Annotated in this window: 19 protein-coding genes; 9 read left to right on the forward strand and 10 right to left on the reverse strand. The window is 63.6% G+C overall.

From position 1 onward, the window contains the following. The first annotated feature begins 9 nt into the window (after positions 1-9). The 3 genes from cysT to AC3EMP_RS26040 all read left to right on the forward strand — a co-directional run bounded on the left by cysT (position 10) and on the right by AC3EMP_RS26040 (position 2852). A complete protein-coding gene (cysT, locus tag AC3EMP_RS26030; RefSeq protein ID WP_023687973.1) occupies positions 10-861 on the forward strand; it encodes a sulfate ABC transporter permease subunit CysT in 852 nt (283 codons plus the stop codon). Next, entirely contained in the window at positions 854-1738 is an 885-nt protein-coding gene (gene cysW, locus AC3EMP_RS26035; RefSeq protein ID WP_023687972.1) for a sulfate ABC transporter permease subunit CysW, read from the forward strand. Before cysT ends, cysW begins: the two co-directional genes overlap by 8 nt. Positions 1739-1811: 73 nt before the next feature. Further along, a complete protein-coding gene (locus tag AC3EMP_RS26040) occupies positions 1812-2852 on the forward strand; it encodes a sulfate/molybdate ABC transporter ATP-binding protein (protein ID WP_352627133.1) in 1041 nt (346 codons plus the stop codon). A 14-nt stretch (positions 2853-2866) separates the two neighbouring features. Here AC3EMP_RS26040 and AC3EMP_RS26045 read toward each other — a convergent pair whose 3' ends face one another. Continuing rightward, positions 2867-3265 (reverse strand): type II toxin-antitoxin system VapC family toxin, encoded by a 399-nt coding sequence (locus AC3EMP_RS26045; RefSeq protein ID WP_352656150.1) that lies wholly within the window; start codon positions 3263-3265, stop codon positions 2867-2869. Beyond that, on the reverse strand, positions 3265-3534 hold the full coding sequence (locus AC3EMP_RS26050) for an AbrB/MazE/SpoVT family DNA-binding domain-containing protein (protein WP_023739913.1): 270 nt from the start codon (positions 3532-3534) through the stop codon (positions 3265-3267). Before AC3EMP_RS26050 ends, AC3EMP_RS26045 begins: the two co-directional genes overlap by 1 nt. Positions 3535-3762: 228 nt before the next feature. Here AC3EMP_RS26050 and AC3EMP_RS26055 point away from each other — a divergent pair, with 228 nt between their 5' ends. Further along, positions 3763-4746, forward strand: a complete 984-nt coding sequence (locus AC3EMP_RS26055; RefSeq protein ID WP_352710923.1) for a sulfate ABC transporter substrate-binding protein — start codon at positions 3763-3765, stop codon at positions 4744-4746. Between the two features lie 260 nt (positions 4747-5006). Next, positions 5007-5456, forward strand: coding sequence for an RrF2 family transcriptional regulator (locus AC3EMP_RS26060; protein WP_023673075.1), 450 nt, complete (start codon positions 5007-5009; stop codon positions 5454-5456). Between the two features lie 64 nt (positions 5457-5520). On the opposite strand, the gene AC3EMP_RS26065 is transcribed toward AC3EMP_RS26060, so the two are convergent. Next, complete coding sequence (locus tag AC3EMP_RS26065) at positions 5521-7062, reverse strand: acyl--CoA ligase (protein ID WP_444848974.1); 1542 nt, start codon at positions 7060-7062, stop codon at positions 5521-5523. 113 nt (positions 7063-7175) lie between these two features. On the opposite strand from AC3EMP_RS26065, the gene AC3EMP_RS26070 reads away from it, so the two are divergent. After that, complete coding sequence (locus tag AC3EMP_RS26070) at positions 7176-8324, forward strand: lysophospholipid acyltransferase family protein (protein WP_352710920.1); 1149 nt, start codon at positions 7176-7178, stop codon at positions 8322-8324. Here the strand turns inward: AC3EMP_RS26070 and AC3EMP_RS26075 are convergent. The 7 genes from AC3EMP_RS26075 to AC3EMP_RS26105 all read right to left on the reverse strand — a co-directional run bounded on the left by AC3EMP_RS26075 (position 8319) and on the right by AC3EMP_RS26105 (position 16304). After that, on the reverse strand, positions 8319-8873 hold the full coding sequence (locus tag AC3EMP_RS26075) for a gluconokinase (RefSeq protein WP_023705608.1): 555 nt from the start codon (positions 8871-8873) through the stop codon (positions 8319-8321). The genes AC3EMP_RS26070 and AC3EMP_RS26075 overlap by 6 nt on opposite strands. Positions 8874-8875: 2 nt before the next feature. Next, on the reverse strand, positions 8876-9862 hold the full coding sequence (locus tag AC3EMP_RS26080) for an ABC transporter permease (RefSeq protein ID WP_352710918.1): 987 nt from the start codon (positions 9860-9862) through the stop codon (positions 8876-8878). Continuing rightward, entirely contained in the window at positions 9859-10839 is a 981-nt protein-coding gene (locus AC3EMP_RS26085; RefSeq protein ID WP_023725417.1) for an ABC transporter permease, read from the reverse strand. The genes AC3EMP_RS26080 and AC3EMP_RS26085 overlap by 4 nt, the downstream gene beginning before the upstream one ends. Next, positions 10836-12401, reverse strand: a complete 1566-nt coding sequence (locus AC3EMP_RS26090; protein ID WP_023714808.1) for a sugar ABC transporter ATP-binding protein — start codon at positions 12399-12401, stop codon at positions 10836-10838. The genes AC3EMP_RS26085 and AC3EMP_RS26090 overlap by 4 nt, the downstream gene beginning before the upstream one ends. Before the next feature lie 93 nt (positions 12402-12494). After that, positions 12495-13619: a sugar ABC transporter substrate-binding protein gene (locus AC3EMP_RS26095; protein ID WP_023682221.1), complete on the reverse strand. Its 1125-nt coding sequence runs from the start codon at positions 13617-13619 to the stop codon at positions 12495-12497. A gap of 324 nt (positions 13620-13943) precedes the next feature. After that, entirely contained in the window at positions 13944-14972 is a 1029-nt protein-coding gene (gene gntR, locus AC3EMP_RS26100; RefSeq protein ID WP_023682222.1) for an HTH-type transcriptional regulator GntR, read from the reverse strand. A gap of 159 nt (positions 14973-15131) precedes the next feature. After that, positions 15132-16304, reverse strand: coding sequence for an MFS transporter (locus AC3EMP_RS26105; RefSeq protein ID WP_050589864.1), 1173 nt, complete (start codon positions 16302-16304; stop codon positions 15132-15134). A gap of 231 nt (positions 16305-16535) precedes the next feature. On the opposite strand from AC3EMP_RS26105, the gene AC3EMP_RS26110 reads away from it, so the two are divergent. The 3 genes from AC3EMP_RS26110 (at position 16536) to AC3EMP_RS26120 (ending at position 18364) form a co-directional block, all read left to right on the forward strand. Next, positions 16536-16823 carry a DUF3175 domain-containing protein gene (locus AC3EMP_RS26110; protein ID WP_023673065.1) on the forward strand — a complete coding sequence of 96 codons (288 nt, stop codon included), beginning with the start codon at positions 16536-16538 and terminating at the stop codon, positions 16821-16823. 208 nt (positions 16824-17031) lie between these two features. Beyond that, a complete protein-coding gene (iolE, locus tag AC3EMP_RS26115; RefSeq protein WP_023752959.1) occupies positions 17032-17943 on the forward strand; it encodes a myo-inosose-2 dehydratase in 912 nt (303 codons plus the stop codon). A gap of 214 nt (positions 17944-18157) precedes the next feature. Then, the gene (locus AC3EMP_RS26120) at positions 18158-18364 is read left to right on the forward strand and encodes a LacI family DNA-binding transcriptional regulator (protein WP_023705614.1); all 207 of its coding nucleotides are present in this window, start codon (positions 18158-18160) and stop codon (positions 18362-18364) included. Position 18365 lies beyond the last annotated feature (1 nt).

Consider the following 18365-nt stretch of genomic DNA (forward strand, 5'->3'; position numbering starts at 1 on the left):
CAGGACGACATGACCATAGCACCCGCCAAGGCGGGGTGGCGATTCAGACAGCCGAGTGTCATTCCGGGTTTCGGATTGACGCTCGGCTTCTCGCTTGCCTACCTCACGCTCATCATCCTCATCCCCCTGTCGGGCCTGATCTGGCGCTCGGCAGCCCTCGGCTGGACCGATTTCTGGGCGATCGCCACCGACCGCCGGACCATCAACGCACTCGAAATCAGCTTCGGCACAGCCTTCATCGCAGCCGCCGTCAACGTCGTCTTCGGCACGCTCGTCGCCTGGGTGCTGGTGCGCTACCGCTTCCCCGGCCGCCGCGTCGTCGACGCCATGGTCGACCTGCCCTTCGCGCTGCCGACCGCGGTCGCGGGCATTGCGCTGACCACTCTTTATGCGCCCAATGGCTGGATCGGCCATCTCCTGGCGCCGCTCGGCATCAAGGTCGCCTACACGCCGCTCGGCATCGTCGTGGCGCTTGTCTTCATCGGCCTGCCGTTTGTCGTGCGCACGGTGCAGCCGATCATGGAGGAGATCGACAAGGAAGTGGAGGAAGCCGCCGCGACGCTCGGCGCCAACCGCTTCCAGATCATCACCCGCATCCTGTTTCCCGGCCTGGCGCCGGCCATCATCACCGGCTTCTCACTCGCTTTCGCGCGCGGCGTCGGCGAATACGGCTCGGTCATCTTCATCGCCGGCAACCTTCCCTACAAGTCGGAGATCGCACCGCTTCTGATCGTCATCCGGCTCGAGGAGTACAATTATCCGGCGGCCACCGCGATCGCGGCGATCATGCTTTTGCTGTCGTTCGTGATGCTGCTGGTCATCAACCTGGCGCAGTCATGGAGTCGCAAGCGCTATGGCTGACCCCGAGATCAAATCCTACGAACCGCATCACGAGAGCCGGTCGGCGGCGGTGACCGAAAGCCGGCCGGTGCGGCTGCTGCTGATGGCGGTGGCCTTCGCCTTCCTCGCCATCTTCCTGCTGCTGCCGCTGATCATCGTCTTCCACGAGGCGCTGGCGAAAGGCATTGGCGCCTACACGGAATCGCTCTCCAATCCCGATACGCGCTCGGCGATCCGGTTGACGCTGCTGGTGGCGGTGATCGCCGTGCCGCTTAACGTCGTCTTCGGCATTTCGGCTGCCTGGGCGATCGCCAAGTTCGAGTTCAAGGGCAAGACTTTTCTGACCACGCTGATCGACCTGCCCTTCTCGGTCTCGCCGGTCATTTCCGGCCTGGTCTATGTGCTTTTGTTTGGCGCTCAGGGACTGTTCGGTGAATGGCTGAAGGCGCACGGCATCCAGATCTTGTTCGCCGTGCCCGGCATCGTGCTCGCGACCATCTTCGTCACCTTCCCCTTCGTTGCCCGCGAACTGATCCCGCTGATGCAGGAACAGGGCAACGGCGACGAGGAAGCCGCGCTCTCTCTGGGCGCCAATGGCTGGCAGACCTTCTGGTACGTGACGCTGCCCAACGTCAAATGGGGATTGCTCTACGGCGTGCTTTTATGCAACGCCCGCTCGATGGGCGAATTCGGCGCGGTCTCGGTCGTGTCGGGCCACATACGCGGGCTGACCAACACCATGCCGTTGCATGTCGAAATCCTCTACAACGAGTACAACGCCGTCGGCGCTTTTGCCGTCGCTTCGCTGCTTGCCGGCCTGGCGCTGGTCACGCTGGTCTTGAAAACACTTCTCGAGATGCGCTACGGCGCCGAGATCGCCGCGACGCGCGGGCACTGACTAAATGCATGTCGCCCAAGACTGGGAACCGGTTTTGGGACAACGACATGCGCCAAATTACTGAGGGATCTACATGGAAGTTCGCGTTGCCAACGTACGCAAGGAGTTTGACCGGTTTCCGGCCCTCCATGACGTATCGCTTGACATCAAGTCGGGTGAGCTGATCGCGCTGCTTGGGCCATCCGGCTCCGGCAAGACGACGCTGCTGAGGCTTATCGCCGGCCTGGAGCGGCCGACGCGCGGAAAGATCTTCTTCGGCGACGAGGACGCCTCGCACCGCTCGATCCAGGAGCGCAATGTCGGCTTCGTCTTCCAGCACTATGCGCTCTTCCGGCACATGACGGTCGCCGACAATATAGGCTTCGGCCTCAAGGTCCGGCATGGACCGTCGCGACCACCGGCGGCCGAAATCCGCCGACGCGCCTCCGAACTGCTCGATCTCGTTCAGCTTTCCGGCCTGGAAAAGCGCTATCCGGCGCAACTTTCCGGTGGCCAGCGCCAGCGCGTGGCGCTGGCGCGCGCCATGGCCATCGAGCCCAAGGTGCTGTTGCTCGACGAGCCGTTCGGCGCGCTCGATGCGCAGGTGCGCCGGGAACTCCGCCGCTGGCTGCGCGAGATCCATGACCGTACCGGCCACACCACCGTCTTCGTCACCCACGACCAGGAAGAGGCGCTCGAGCTTGCCGACCGCGTCGTGGTGATGAGCCAGGGCCGCATCGAGCAGGTCGGCTCCGCCGACGAGATCTACGACACGCCGAACTCGCCCTTCGTCTACTCCTTCATCGGCGAATCGAGCATGCTGCCGGTCAAGGTTGAGAATGGCGAGATCTGGCTCGCCGACCGTCCGATCGGCGTGTCGGCGCCGCACGCACCCGAGGGCGATGGGACGCTGTATTTCCGCCCGCACGATATCGAACTGCTCGACGGCTGCAGCGGCTGCATCGCCGGCACGGTCGCCGCCAGCCGCCGCGTCGCCGGCACAAGACGCGTCGAACTGGAAATCGGCGGCGAGCGCCAGCGCGTCGAGATCGAACTGCCTGTGGACCATCCTGCGGCGCAGAAGAGCCGGGTGGCGTTCAGGCCAAGGCGCTGGAAGCTTTTCCCGGCGGCATAGACATCGATCCGGCGCTACTCCAGCCAGTTCTCGACCGTCAGGCCCTTGATCCGACGGAACTCAGCGGTGTTGGCCGTCACCAGTGTCGTCCCCAACACACAGGCATGGGCAGCAATGAAAAGATCATTGTGGCCGATTGGCTGGCCTCTGGCCTCCAGCTCGGCACGAAGTGCTCCGTATTCGTTATCCATCGGCACATCGAGCGGCAGCACAGGTAACTCGGCGAGCAATTGCTCGACCTTGGCGAGCAGCTTGGCCGATCCCTTGCGGGCGCAGCCATAACGCAGCTCCGAGGCGACAACGATGCTGGTGCACAGGGCACCGTCTCCCGCGCGAACCGCCGTACTGGCAGCCTTGCCGGCAGGGTTTCGGATCATGTCGCTGAGAATGTTGGTGTCCAGCATGAACCGCATCAAAAGATATCCTCAGGCCCCACGGGCGCATCATGGATCTCGGGAAAGTCGTCTTCAGGACCAAGCGGCGGCTCTTTCGCCCATTGGGTGAGCAAGGCGGTGAGGCCTGGTTTACGGACTGGCTCGATAACCAGGCGATCGCCGTCGCGGCTGATGAGGACTTTTTCGCCGGGAAGCTCGAACTCGACGGGAATGCGCACCGCCTGGCTGCGGTTGTTGCGGAAGAGCTTCGCCTCTCTCGGCGGCGTTGAATGGCGGTGTTGCGGCATCACGATGCATCCTTGTATATGCCAAATGTATATGCCACAACGGCAAGATGCAATCATTTTGCATGGCGTTGGAAGGAAATCCTACCAATCGGCTGTTTCGGCAACGCTTTTTCTCATCGTCGAATGGCGAACCCGGCGCGCATGTCTGTCCGCGCTGGACATGGTCCTATTATGTTGGCGCATTATATCGATGCATCGACAAACGGCCTTCTCAAGGAGCTCCTTTTCATGAAGCGATTTTTCCTCAGCGTAGCCGCCGTCGGCCTGATCCTCGCCTCTTCGCCGGCCTGGTCGGCCGACAAATTGCTCAACGCTTCCTATGATGTCGGCCGCGAATTGTTCGCCCAGGTGAACAAGGCTTTCGTCGCCGGCCATCCGGGCGTCACCGTCGACCAGTCGCACGCCGGCACCTCGGCGCAGGCGCGCGCCATTGCCGAAGGCCTCGGCGCCGATGTCGTCACCTTCAACCAGGTCACCGACATCGACTTTCTGGTCAAGAAAGGCCTCGTCTCCGCCGACTGGCAGAAGGATTTCCCCGACAACGCCTCGCCCTTCTATTCGCTCCCATCCTTTCTCGTCCGCGCGGGCAACCCCAAGCACATCAAGGACTGGAACGACCTCGTGCGCGACGACGTGCAGGTGATCTTCCCCAACCCCAAGACCTCGGGCAATGCGCGCTACACCTATCTGGCCGCAACCGCCTACGCCAAGGAAGCCTTCAAGGGCGACGACGCCAAGGTGAAGGAGTTCGTCACCAAGCTGTTCAACAAGGTGCCGATCTTCGACACCGGCGGGCGCGCCGCCACCACCACCTTCGTGCAACGCGAGATCGGCGACGTGCTGATCACCTTCGAGTCGGAAACGCGCGGCATCCGCAAGGAGTATGGCAACGACAAGTTCGAACAGGTCACGCCAGCGGTCAGCCTGCTCGCCGAATTCCCGGTGGCGATCGTCGACAAGGTCGCCGACGAGCACGGCAGCCGTGACCTCGCCAAGACCTATCTCGACTTCCTCTACACGCCCGAGGGCCAGACCATCGCGGCTGAAAATGGCCTGCGCGCCCGCAACGCTGAAGTCGCGGCAAAATACAAGGCCGACTTCCCCGATGTCCGCCTGCTGACGGTGGAAGACGTCTTTGGCGGCTGGGACAAGGTACAGAAGGAGCACTTCGCCGCCGGCGGTCTGCTCGACCAGACCTATGGCAGCCGCTGATATCAGCAGCGTTCGACCTCACCTCACAAGAAAGCCGGCGCTTTGCCGGCTTTTTTGATTTCGCGCGCCGACAAACGGCTTTCAGGCGGAATCTGTCGCGATCGGCGAAAACGTTACAAAGAATCAACGCCTTTGTGCCTAACATCTCAACCGGGCGGCTTGTTCTACGCGAAACCGGGTTGTTCAGGCGAAACGTCATGATTTGCACACAAACAACCGCCAGATGCGGGTGGTTGGGGTTTTCATGAACTGAAGCGGGCATGCTTACCAAAAAAGGCAAATACGGCCTCAAGGCCCTCGTGCATCTTTCCGGCCTGCCGGTCGGCCAGCTTGCATTCGTCAACGACATCGCGATCGCCAACAACATCCCGAAGAAATTTCTGGATGCCATTCTGGGCGAGCTGCGCAATGCCGGCTTCGTCCTCAGCCGCAAGGGCAAGGAAGGCGGTTATCGCCTCGCCCGGCCGGCTTCCGAAATCAAGATCGGCCACGTCGTGCGCGTGCTGGACGGCCCGCTCGCTCCCATACCCTGCGCCAGCCGCACGCAATACCAGCGCTGCGAGGATTGCGACGAGGCGACCTGCCAGGTCCGGCACATGATGCTGGAAGTGCGCCAGGCGATCGCCGAAGTGCTGGACAATCGCAGCCTCGCCGCCATGCGCGACGCCGACAATGATGATTTTCCGGTCGAGCTGACGTCGCAGATCTAAATTCGAGCATGATCCCGAAAAAGTGGGAACCGGTTCGGACAAGATCATGCTCAAATGAGAGTCCTCAGACCAGGCCGAGCTTGCCGGCCAGGCCGACGCGCTGGATTTTGCCGGTGGGACCCTTGGGTATCTCCTGGAGAAACAGGATGTGGCGCGGCACCTTGAACTCGACGATCCGGCTGCGCGCGAAATCGCGTATCTGCTCGGCATCGGCGGTGGCGCCCTCGGCCAGCACGATGGCCGCACCCACCTCTTCGCCGAGCATGGCGTGCGGCACGGCAAAGGTCACCGCCTGCGCCACCAGAGGATGATCGAGCAGGACATTGTCGACTTCGAGCGGCGAGATCTTTTCGCCGCCGCGATTGATGATCTCCTTCAGCCGCCCGGTGATCTTCAGATCGCCATCCTCGTCGATCAGGCCCTGGTCGCCGGTGCGGAACCAGCCATCGCTGAAGGCAGCTTCATTGGCCACCGGATTGTTGAGATAGCCATCATGGATGTTGGCGCCGCGCACCGCGATCTCGCCCTTTTCACCCGCCGGAAGGATCGTCCCCTTGTCGTCCAGGATCGTCACCTGCGGACCCGCAGGCAGGCCGACCGAGCCTGGCTTGCGGCGCGCAGGCGGCAGGTCATTGGATGTCATCTGGTGCGCCGCCTCGGTCATGCCATAGGCCTCGACCACCGGACAGCCGAAGACGCGCTCGAGGTCGCGGAACACGGTGTCGGGAAGCGCTGCTGAAGACGAGCGGATGAAGCGCAGCCGCGCAGCAGCGATGGTTTCGCCATTGCGGGCGGCGCGCGCCAGGATCGCCTGATGCATGGTCGGCACCGCGCTGTACCAGCTCGGCCTGAAGTCGCCCAGCCAGCCGTAGAATTTGAGCGGGTTGAAGCCCGGCGTGCAGACAACAGCGCCGCCGACTGCCAGCTGTGCGCTGAGCGCCGCCATCAGCCCGTGAATGTGGAACAGCGGCATCACGTTGAGACAGATATCGTCTGCCGAAAGCGCCAAGGTGCGGGCGATGTTGGCCATTGATGCCTGCAGATTGCGCTGCCGCAAGCCGACGATCTTCGGCCGCGCCGTGGTTCCCGATGTGTGCAGGACAAGCGCGAAATCGTCCGGCCCGTTGAGCTGCATATCGTCGAGGCGAGCCTCACTGGCAGCCTCCACCTCGGCGTCGCCCGCCAGCAGAAACTCGCCGGCCTTGGCGCCGTCAGTCACGACGACGTCGAGCACCGCAATGCCGTGCCCCTTTGCGGCGTTGCGCGCGGCATCGCCCATGCCTTGTCCGCACAGCAGCAGCTTCACATCGAGATCGCCGAGATAGAAGCGGAATTCGTCTTCGCCGTAAGCCGGATTGAGCGGCGCCGCCGTCGCCAACGCCGAGACCGCCAGGAAACAGGCCGCCATTTCCGGGCCGTTGGGCAAGACGATGCCGACGGCCGTGCCGCGGGCAACGCCACGCCTGGCGAGATCGCCGCAGAGCTTGTCGACAAGATTGGCGAGGCCGGCAAAGCTCAGGGATGGCCGGTCCGGCGCCATCAGCGCCACCGCAGCCGGCCGCCAGGGCGCCAGTTGGGGAAGTGCTACCGATAGGGCCTGTTTCAAGTTCGAACCCTGAATGGCGTTCACCATGGCCTTGCCGGCGCCGATTGCGCGCCCGTGGCAGACGCAGTAAAGCGATTTCCGGACGCACGCAAGAACAGGTGGACACCGATCGGATGAGGCTGCCGTGGTTGGGAAAATCCCGGAAAGCCGACCGGACACCATCTTCCGCCGTCATTTATCATACGGAAATCATCGCCGACATCCTGGTGCCCGAACGCGCCGAGCATGTCCGCTTCTTCAGCCGCAAGCAGGTCCGCGCCGGCAAGTTGCGCACCTTCAACAACAGGGATTTCCGCGAGCTGCTGCTGGCCGCCTTCTATCTCGGGGTCGCGGCATTGCTGCCGGTCAATTGGTGGGCCGCGATCTGCAGTCGCATATCGGGGCTGCGCCTCAAGCGCCATATCCGCAAGGATTTCGTGCGCTACGCCGCCGCGACGCGCGCCGTGCTCGGCAATGGCATCGATGCGCAAAGGCAGTTCAGGGCCTTGCTCTGCGCCAACCACCGCCGGCGTTTGCTGCTTGCCGCGAATCTCATCGGCCGCCGCTGGTCACCTGATATCCGGCTGGAGGGCCTGGAAGGCCTGCAAGCGGCGCTGAAGCGCGGCCACGGCGCTATCATCTGGTGCGATCAGTTCACGGCACAGACCATCATCGGCAAACGCGCTCTCCATGAGGCCGGTATCGAGACACACCAGCTCAGCGTCAGGGCTCACGGCATATCCGATTCGACCTTCGGCTTGCGCTTCCTGAACCCGCCGATGGTTCGGGTCGAGAACCGTTTCCTGAAAAGCCGGATCGTGTTCGACCGCAGCGACGCCTACCAGGTCACCGGCCGGATCCAGAAGATCCTTGGCAACAACGGCGTCGTATTGGTGACCAACACCGTGCATGCCGGCTCGACATTCACCGAAGTCGGCCTTGGCGAGAGCGGCTGGACCCACCTGGCTTCGGCGCCGACGAATTTCGCTGCCAGAGGCAAGGCGGCGCTGTTTTCCATGTCGACCTTCGAGACCAATCCGTTCCGCCAATACCGCGCCGTCCTAAGTCCCGAACTGGTGCCGGCCCCGGCAGAGGCCGGCGAGCCCGCGACCAGAGCCGGCGGCGCCAAGAACATGGCGCTTCAGGCCGAGTACATATTGCTCAAGCGCGACCGCTTGCTGGAGGCGCTGAAACTCTATCCCGAGCAAATGATGGTCTGGTCAGGCCATGACCGGTTCACCGAACGGCCGGAAACCGCCTTGCCCGACGAGGGTGGTTCATGATTTTGCGCCGGCCAGCAGGCTGGCAACGGCGGTGACGATTTCAGCCACTGGAAGTGTGGCGTCGGCCGTCAGCGCCCGCTCGTCGGCGCCAGGCGGTTCAAGGATGGCGAACTGGCTTTCGACCAGGCTTGCCGGCATGAAATGCCCCTTGCGGCTGGCGACACGCTGCTTGGCGGTAGCGGGATCGATCTTCAGATAGATGAAAACGATGTCCCGGCGGAAGCCGCGCAGACGATCGCGGTAGCTGCGCTTCAGCGCCGAGCAGGCGGCAACCACGCTTTGGCCGCTGCCGGTCAGGTCCGCGATCCGCTCGCCAATGGCATCGAGCCAGCCCTCACGCAGTTGATCTGTGAGCGGCTCACCGCTCGCCATGCGGGCGACGTTTTCGGGCGGGTGCAGCCTGTCGCCTTCGACAAAGACGGCCCCTTCCTCTGCTGCCAATGCTTTGCCGACAGCCGACTTTCCGCAGCCGGCGACGCCCATCACCACAATGGCCCGAGGCACTGAGCCGGTAGCGCCCATTGGCGCCTGTGCCGTCTTTTCGTCCACGGTCAGCGGCTTGCCGGCGCGCGGCCGTAGAGCAGGAGCATGGCAACGATGACCAGGCCATAGACGATCTGCCGCCCCGCCTCCGGCATCTGCATGACCGAGAGGATGGACTGCAGGAGCGTGATCAGGATGACACCGGCGACGGTGCCGAGATAGGAGCCGCGGCCACCCAGGATCGAGGTGCCGCCCAGAACCACGGCGGCGATCGACGGCAAGAGATAGGCATCGCCCATCGATTGCGCCGCCTTGGAGGCATAGCCGGCGAGAAGCACCCCGCCAAAGGCGGACAGCCCGCCTGAGATAGCGAAGGCGATCATCACCACGCGCCTTGTATCGATGCCGGAGAGATAGGCGGCACGCTCGCGGTTGCCGATGCCGTAGACGGTGCGGCCGAAGCTGGTGCGGAACAGCACGAACACCATCGCGGCACCAATCAGCGCCCAGATGATGACGGCGTTAGGCACGCCAGGAATGGTAAAACCTGTCGCAAGATAGCGCATGGCGCCGGTGGCCGAATCCTGTGGCGAGTAGCCGCCGGTATAAACGACCATGAGCCCTTGCGCGACAGCGTTGGTGGCGAGCGTGATGATCATCGAGGGTATGCGCAGATAAGCGACGCCAAAGCCGTTGACGATGCCGATCAGCACCCCGCAAAAGATGCCGAACGGGATGGCCAGCGCCACACCGATCGGGCCATAGGCCGCAGCCGCACACGCCATCATCGCGCCCGCCGCCACCGCCCACGGCACCGACAGGTCGATTTGGCCTAGCAGGATGACCAGCATCATGCCTGTGGCGATGACGCCGAGGAACGAGGCCACCTTGAGCTGCTGCAAGAGATATTCAGGCGACAGAAAGCTCCTGGAATAGAGGCTGCCTAGGAACAGCAACAGCACGATGCAGGCGAAGGCCGTCAGCACCGCCGGATCGGCGCGGCGGATGAATTTCGGCATGCGGCCGGCGATACCGCCCAATGTCGTTTCGCTCACAGGAACCACTCCAGCCGGTTGCGGACCCGAAACAGCGCAAAGGCGCCAAGGCTGACCGCGACCAGCAGGATAACGCCCTGGAACAGCGGCTGCCATAGCGGATCGAAATCGAAAACGAACAACAGGTCGCCGATGGTGCGGAAGGCCAGCGCGCCGAAGATGGCGCCGATGGCGCTGCCCTTGCCGCCAAACAGCGAGACGCCGCCCAGCACCACGGCGGCAATCGAAAACAGCGTATAGGCGTTGCCGCTGGCATAGGCTGCATCGCCGGTATAGGTGAAGAAGGTCAGGAACAGTCCGCCGATCGCGGCCAACAGGCCTGCGAGCGCGTAGGCAGCGAACTTGCCGCGCCTTATCGGCACACCGGACATGTAGGCCGCCGTCTCCGACGAGCCGGCCGCATAGGCCGCCCGCCCGAGCACCGAGCGGCTGAACGGTACCCAGACCACGAGCACGACGGCGAGCAGCACGACCAGGCTCGCCGGCATCACGCCGAACAGGCGTCCGGTCAGCGCGTCGGCGAGACCTTCGTTGACCGAACCGCCGGGAAACGGCCTGAGCAGCAGCGCGATGCCGAAATAGACCGCACCCGTGGCGATCGTGGCGACGATCGGCTGCAGGCGGCCGTAGATGACGATGGCGCCGTTGATCGCCCCGCAAAGGAGCCCGGTGCCGAGCACGGCGATGACGCCGAAAGCGGTCTCGAGGCCGGTGCCGATGACCAGCCAGGAGGCGAGGCAATTGGTCAGCGTGAAGATCATGCCGACGGAGAGGTCGATGCCGGCGGTGATCACGACCAGTGTCTGCGCCATGGCGACGAAGGCGAGCAGCACGCCCTTGTTGGACGCCGTCTGCACGACATTGGCGGTGAAGCCCGCCGGATGGTTCGAGGTGTAGATGACGAACATGACAATGAATATGCCGAGTGCCATCAGTGTTCCGCGCTGCTCGGCCAGCCAGTAGCGCCACTCTTTCACGCGTCCGCTCCCTGTCTTGCGCCGGCATCGTCTCTCGCGCCGCCGTCATCGCCGTGGATGTTGAGCGCGCTTGCAATGAGCGCCCGCTCGGTGATCTCGGCCCCGACCAGCTCGCGCTTGACTGCGCCGTCATAGAGCACCAGCACGCGGTCGCAGCAGCCGATCAGTTCGTCATAGTCGGTCGAATAGAACAGGATCGCCGCCCCCGCATCCGCCAGCTTGCGCATCAGTTGATAGAGTTCCTGCTTGGTGCCGACGTCGATGCCGCGCGTCGGATCGTTGAGCAGGATGATCCGCGGCTGGCGCATCAGCCATTTGGCGATGACCACCTTCTGCTGGTTGCCCCCCGACAGCGCACCGACCGGAATGTCGAGGCCGGCCGTCTTGATCGCCAGCAGCCCGACCATGTCGTCGATCAGCCGCTGTTCGGCGGCGCGGTCGATGATGCCGGCCTTGGACAGCCGGTCTAGGGCGGCAAAGGAGAGGTTCTCGCGCACCGTCATCGGCAGCATCAGGCCTTCGGTCTTGCGGTCCTCCGGGATCAGCGCCATGCCGATGCGGTCGTCGCGCGCCGCTTGGGGGCTGGCGATCGAAACAGGCTTGCCGTCGATAAGGATCTGGCCGCCGAGGCCGCGCAGCACACCGAAAAAGGCAAGCAGCAATTCGCGCTGGCCCTGGCCGTCCAGGCCGCCAAGGCCGACGACCTCGCCTGCCCCGACGGTCAGCGAGACATTGTCCAGCCGGTCCGTCCAGGACAGCTTGCGCGCCTCCAGCACAGGAACGGCGGCGGCGGCAGCGCGCGCGGGTTTCGGCGGGAAAATATGGCTGTATTCGCGCCCGATCATCAGTTCGACGACTTCGTTGTCGCTCTTTGTGCCTGCCTTGTAGCTGGCGACATTGCGGCCGTTGCGAAACACCGTGCAGTGGTCGGCAAGCTCGGCGATCTCGTTCATGCGGTGCGAAATGTAAAGCAGCGCCAGCCCTTCCGAGCGCAATCGCTTGAGCACGCTGAATATCCTGGCGACGTCCGTCGCGGTCAGGGCCGAGGTCGCCTCGTCGAGGATCAGGATGCGCGGCTTCCTGGCCAATGCCTTGGCGATCTCGACCATCTGTCTTCTTGAAAGCGGAAGATCCTTGACCAGCGCCAATGGATGGATGTCGGCCGCACCTGCGCGTGCCAGCGCATCCTCGGCAATGCGGCGCTGCGCCTTGCGGTCGATCATGCCGAAACGCTTCGGCGGATCGGAGATGACGATGTTGTCGGCAACGCTGAGTTCGGGAACCAGCGACAGCTCCTGGAAGATGCAGACGATGCCGGACTTGTTTGCAGCAGCAGGCGAAGCGAACGTCACCTCGCTGCCGTTCAGCATCATGCGGCCTTCGTCGGGCGCGACGACGCCCGCCATGACCTTGATCAGCGTCGATTTGCCGGCGCCGTTTTCGCCGAGAATGGCGTGGATGCTACCGGACGAGACCGAAAGCTCGGCCTTTTCCAGCGCCCGCACACCACCATAGCGCTTGGATATGCCTTCCATCCGGAAGAGCGGAACCGCACCGTCCATCGGCCCTCCCGAGGCAGTTTGACTTCAAGGGATATCGAGTGGCCGGCGCCGCGGAGATCCCGCGGCGCCGGATATGCCGCCTATTGGTCAGCCCTATTGGTCAGCTTTGGTCTGGCCCATAATTTCCTGCGCGGTGAAATTGATGCCGCAGGTCGGGAAGGAATTGCCGACGAAGAAATTGTCGGACTGGTCGGGGAAGAAATCCTGACCGGCCTTGAAGTTCGGGTCCTCGACGATCGCCAGCGGCAGCTTCACCGCTTGCGGCACAACGTTGCCTTCGAGCGCGGCAATCGCCGTCTTGATGGCGACCGCGACCTGCGCCGGACCGGTGCCGGCCGATGAGCATTTCAGCCCGTCGCCGGCATGTGCCGCGCAGAACTTGCGGAAACCGTTCTCGGTCTCGCCGCCGAACGGCACGAAAGCATGCTTGGCATCGATCATCGCCTGCACGATGCCGGTGTCGCCGCCTTGCCCGGTGATGCCGTCGAACGGGCCGTTGGTGGCAATGGCGTCGGCCGTGGCTTTCTGCGCCACGCCGTCGTCCCATTTGCCGACCACCTCGGTGACGTCCCATTTCTTGCCGGAGGCATCGAGCGCTTCATGGATGCCGTTGTGACGGTCGGTGTCCACGGAAGTTCCGGCAACGCCGCGCACTTCGAGCACCTTGCCGCCATTCGGCACATGGCCGACCAGCCATTTGCCCCACAATTCGCCAAGGCCCTTCTGGTCGACATTGACGTTGATGGCGTCCTTGGTATCGAGAATATTGTCGAAGGCGACGAGGATGACGCCAGCTTCCTTGGCGCGCTTGATGACCGGCCCGAAAGCGGTCGGGTTCTGGGCGTTGACGACGATCGCGTCATAGCCGGAATCGATGAAGTTGTTGATCGCCGAAATCTGAGCCGGCACGTCCTCGCCGGTCGAGACGACCTTGAATTCCTTCAGTTTAGCGGCGACCTCCGGCTGGGCCGCATAGGCCTTGGCGGTCTGCACCATCTGGATGCGCCAGGTGTTGGCGATATAGCCATTGGCGAGCGCGATGCGGTATGGGCCGTCTTTCTTGGGGAACTTGAAGAACTGCGTATCGGCCGCCCAGGGCGCAAAGCAATCCGGCTCAGCCGACGGGCCCTTGACAACTTCCGGGTCGGCCATGGCCGACGAACTCAGCATGACGAATGCAGTGGCGGCAACGATGCCACCAACAAGTGACTTGATCATCGATATTCCTCCCAGTTGTAGTTTTGTTTGCTGCTGCTTGTTTATTTGATGCTGTTTGTCGTGGTGTGTTTCCACGCCTGCCGAAGGCCCTCCAGCCTGGCCGGCGCCACGTCTCAAGGGCCGAAGCCGGCCCGATCCCCTCCCCCTCGCCGCTTCACAGGCGAGAAACGAAACTAGCATATTATACATAATAAACAAGCATGAGCTGTTGCTTATGTATAATAAACAGGGGCGGCCTTTCATCAAAACGTCTGCCCGACGAAAATGGTAGCGCTACCATGACGTTGTGTAAAGCACCATTTGCTGAGGCCGGCCAAAGCGTGTTCAGCGTGCGGTGCTCTCGCGGGGCTTGAGTTCGAAACCAAGATCGACGACCCGCTGCTCAGGCCTTCGTCCTGCGATCGCCGCCAGCGCCATGGCGACAGACCGACGGCCGATTTCATAGCGAGGGGTGCGGATACTGGTGAGCGGCGGGAACGCCGCCTGCATCATTTCGAGGTCGTTGAAGCCGACAATGCCGATTGTTTTCGGCACGTTGAGCGCGGCGCTATGGCATTCGAACAAAACGCCGAGCGCGATGTCGTCATTGTTGCAGAAGACGCCGTCGAGCGCCGGCATCTTGGCCAGCGCATCGCGAAGCAGCTCGCGGCCGAGCGTCACGCTGGACAGTAGCGGCGTGGTGGTGACCAGCCGCGGGTCGAACAGGCCGGCCTTCTCCATTGCCGCGCGATAGCCGGCAAGCCGCCGCTGCGAGCGCGGGTCCATGCGTGCGCCGATGAAGCCGATCCGCCGGTAGCCCGCCTCGATCAGATGCTCGGTCGCGGTGCGGCCGCCGTCGAAATGCGAGAAGCCGACCAGCATGTCGACCGGATCGGGCCCGGTCTCCATCACCTGCACCACCGGGCAGCCCGCGCTCTCCAGCAGCTTTCGCGAGGTCGGCGTCTGGTCGATGCCGGCCACGATCAGCGCCGCCGGGCGCTGCGGTGCGAACACCTGCAGCAGGCGCTCCTCCTCGAGGCCGGAATAATGGGTGTTGCCGAGCTGGACGCGGAACGGGCCGTCCGACAGGCTGTCATAGATGCCGCGCACCACTTCTGCGAAGACGTTGTTGGTCAGCGACGGCACCAGCACGCCGAACACATCGGCGCGCGCCGAGGCCAGCGCCCGTGCATTGGGATCCGGGACATAACCGAGTTCGTCGACGGCGGCCTGGATCTGGCGCCGCAGATCTTGGCTGACGCGTTCCGGTTCGCGCAGCGCCCGCGACACGGTGATGGCGCCGACGCCGGCCTTGCGCGCCACATCTGATAGGGTCGGGCGGCCGCCCCCACGACGCGAGCGCGGCTTGGTCATGGACATCCTCCACGTGCCGGGCCCCGGCCGCTGCGCCCTTGCGAAACCATGTCCAGCTTTTCCACTGCCACCATGCCAACCGGCTGCTGCCGCACCCACTCGCCTGCTGGCGTCGCGCAGCCAATCGCCCTTGTCAAGCAACAGGGCAATCCTGCCTTCCTAAGCCATCAGGGCAGCACTGCGTTTTGCTTTCCACAGCAGCAGCCCGATGGCCACTATGTTCAGCAAGTTCCACGCGATCCCGTTGAGGAACGCGGCGGCGTAAGAGCCAGTCAGGTCGTAGATCCAGCCCGACATCCAGCCACCGATCGCCATGCCGAAGATGGTCGCCATCATGACGATGCCGATACGCTGGCCGGCCTCCTTGGCGGGCAGGTATTCGCGCACGATGATGGCATAGCAAGGCACGATGCCGCCTTGCGACAGGCCGAACACCAGCGACACCACATAGAGCGAGGCAAGCCCGTCGAACGGGATGTAAAACAAAAGCGACAGGCATTGCAGCACGGAACCGATAAGCAGGGTTTTCACGCCGCCGATGCGGTCGGCGACAAAGCCGGAGGCAAGCCGGCTGACGACGCCCGCCGCCATCATGATCGACAGCATGTCGGCGCCATGCGCAATGCCGTAGCCAAGATCCATGCAATAGGCGACGATGTGCACCTGCGGCATCGACATCGCCACGCAGCAGCCGAGACCGGCAACGATCAGCAGCACCTGTAACGCCGCCGGCGACAGCGAAATCGACTGCACTGGCCGGCTTCCGGGCGAACCGGCGGCAGCCGCCGTCGGAGCAGCGCGCCGCAACAACAGCACCAGTGGCACCATGGTGACCAGGCAGAAGACACCGATGCCGGCATAGGTGAAGCGCCAGCCTTCCGCCTTGATCAGTGTCGGCATGATGGTTGGCCAGAGCGCTCCGGCGAGATAGTTGCCAGCAGCCGCCGCCGTGACGGCGACGCCGCGCCGATGGTTGAACCAGTGCGAGATGTCGGCGATCAGCGGCCCGAAGATCACCGATGTGCCGACACCAATCAGCACGCCCTGGGCAAGGGTGAATTGCAGGATAGAGGTCGACAACGCGGCGAGCAGCAGGCCGGCGGCGAGAGCCACCGAGGATAGCAGTGCCGGGATCCAATACCCCATGCGATCGACCGCGCGGCCAACCAGCACATTGCCGGCGGCGAAGCCGACCATGGTTGCGGTGTAGGGCATCGATGCCGCGGCGCGGTCAACGCCGAACTCGGCCTGCACGGCCGGCAGCACGACGACGACGGCCCACATGCCGACCGCACCGATCGTCGCCAGCAGCATGGAGATGGCAAGCCGCATCCAGGCGTAGCTGCTGTCGATGCCGGGGCTATCCGCCTGATTGGCGACGATCGGGGTCAAGGCGTTTCCTGTCTACGGTCCTGGGAAGTCGACCGTTGTGTCGCCACTATCGGCGCATTCACCGCGACGGGCAGCGCCACAGGGCCATGATCCGTGGCTCCAGCGGCCCGGCGGCTTTCTCGGGAACCGGCGGCGGCCTGCTCGAGTTTTTGCGACAGGAAGGAGTTTGTCATGACCGCGAAAAAGAAATGGTCGGCCGAGGTGACCGAGCACAGCGATGCGATGGACCTCGAGGACCACATCTTCGAAGCCGACGACGCCAGGAAGATCGCGGCCTCGCTCAAGCGCTCGGCCGAGCACAGCGACCGCCGCAAGGCCGAGCCGTTTCAGTCGGCCATGTCGATGCTGAATTTCTACATCAACCGCGCCGGCAAGAACCTGCCGCAGGCGCGCCGGAAAGTGCTCGAGGACGCCAAGGACGAACTGCGCGCGGCCTTCGGAAGGCCGCAGCAGGATTAATGCATGTCGCTCAAAAGTGGCGCCGGTTTTGAGACAACGACATGCAAAGACCTAAGCGCGTCGACTTAGTCCGTTCAAACGGGACGCGCTTTAGCGCTCCCGATTGGCTCTGCCAAATTCACCTCAACTGGACCTAGTGACAGGTCCTCTTTCCCCTCAGTTTGCCGGCCTCGGCTTTGTGTTTCCCCGAGCCCTTTGAAGTAGCGGCATGACGGTCAAGATCGGCATCAATCCCATCACCTGGAGCAATGACGATGTTCCCGCACTCGGCGGCGATACGCCGCTCGCGACATGCCTGTCGGAAACCAGGCAGGCCGGCTATCGCGGCACCGAACTCGGCGGCAAATTCCCCAGGCGAAGCGACGAGCTTGGACCGATCCTGTCTTCTTACGGACTGGAGCTCGTCTCCGGCTGGTATGACGGCCGCATTCTGGACCGCACGGTCGACGAGGAATTCGCCGCCCTCACCTCGCATCTGACCCTGCTGCGCGACCTCGGCGCCAAGGTCGTCGTCTATGCCGACACCTCGCGCGGCCGTCATGACGGCATTTTCGCGCCGATCTCACAGCGTCCGCGCCTCGCTGACGGCGAATGGACCGCCTATGGCGAGAAGCTGACCGAACTCGCCGACCGCATGGCTGCCTTCGGCGTCGGCATGGCTTTCCATCACCATATGGGCACCATCGTCGAGAGCGATGACGAGGTCGACAGGCTGATAGCCGCAACCGGCAAGAGCGTCGGCCTGCTGTTCGATACCGGCCATTGTCTGTTCTCAGGCGGCGACCCGGCCTCCCTCCTGAACCGGCATCTCGACCGCATCGTGCATTTCCATTGCAAGGACGTCCGCGCGGCCGTGCTGGAGAAGGCACGGCGCGAGGACATGAGTTTCATGGCGGCAGTGATGGAAGGAATCTTCACTGTGCCCGGCGACGGTTCCGTCGATTTCCTGTCGCTGTTGAAGCCGCTGGCCAAGCGCGGCTTCGAAGGCTGGATCGTCGTCGAGGCCGAGCAGGATCCGGCCAAGGCACACCCCTTGACCTATGCCACGAAAGGTTACGCTTCGCTTCTCAAATCGGCCTGCGCGGCCGGGTTCGACGTCGCGATACGAGACTTGGCCTAACCACCGCCGGGGGGCTGGTGGTTGGGCCGGTTGGGCGCGCGCCTCGGTAGGGGTAGCGACGCGAAAGCGCCCGGCGATCCGCGCCGCCGCCCTCCCTTGGCGGCGCGGATCGCACAGTTCTTGGCATCGAAATTTTTGCCCCCGAGTTGCCGGCCCGGCGTTTCAAGCTTGAGGCTGGCGACGAGGCATGCCTTGATGCGGATGGAGGAGCGACATGGCATTCGAGGCGGCACTCGGCATGGAACGGCTTTGCACCATCCGTGAGATCGCCGAGAAGGCGGAACTCGGCGCGGCAACCGTTCACCGCGCGCTGAAGAACAGCCGTGAGGTCCGTCCCGCAACCAGACGGCTGGTGCTCGAGACCGTTTGCCTGCTTAACGAAGAAAAGATCGCGCGCGCAGCCAGGCTCGTCGGAGACTAGC

It is taken from the genome of Mesorhizobium sp. P160219, from assembly GCF_057786095.1.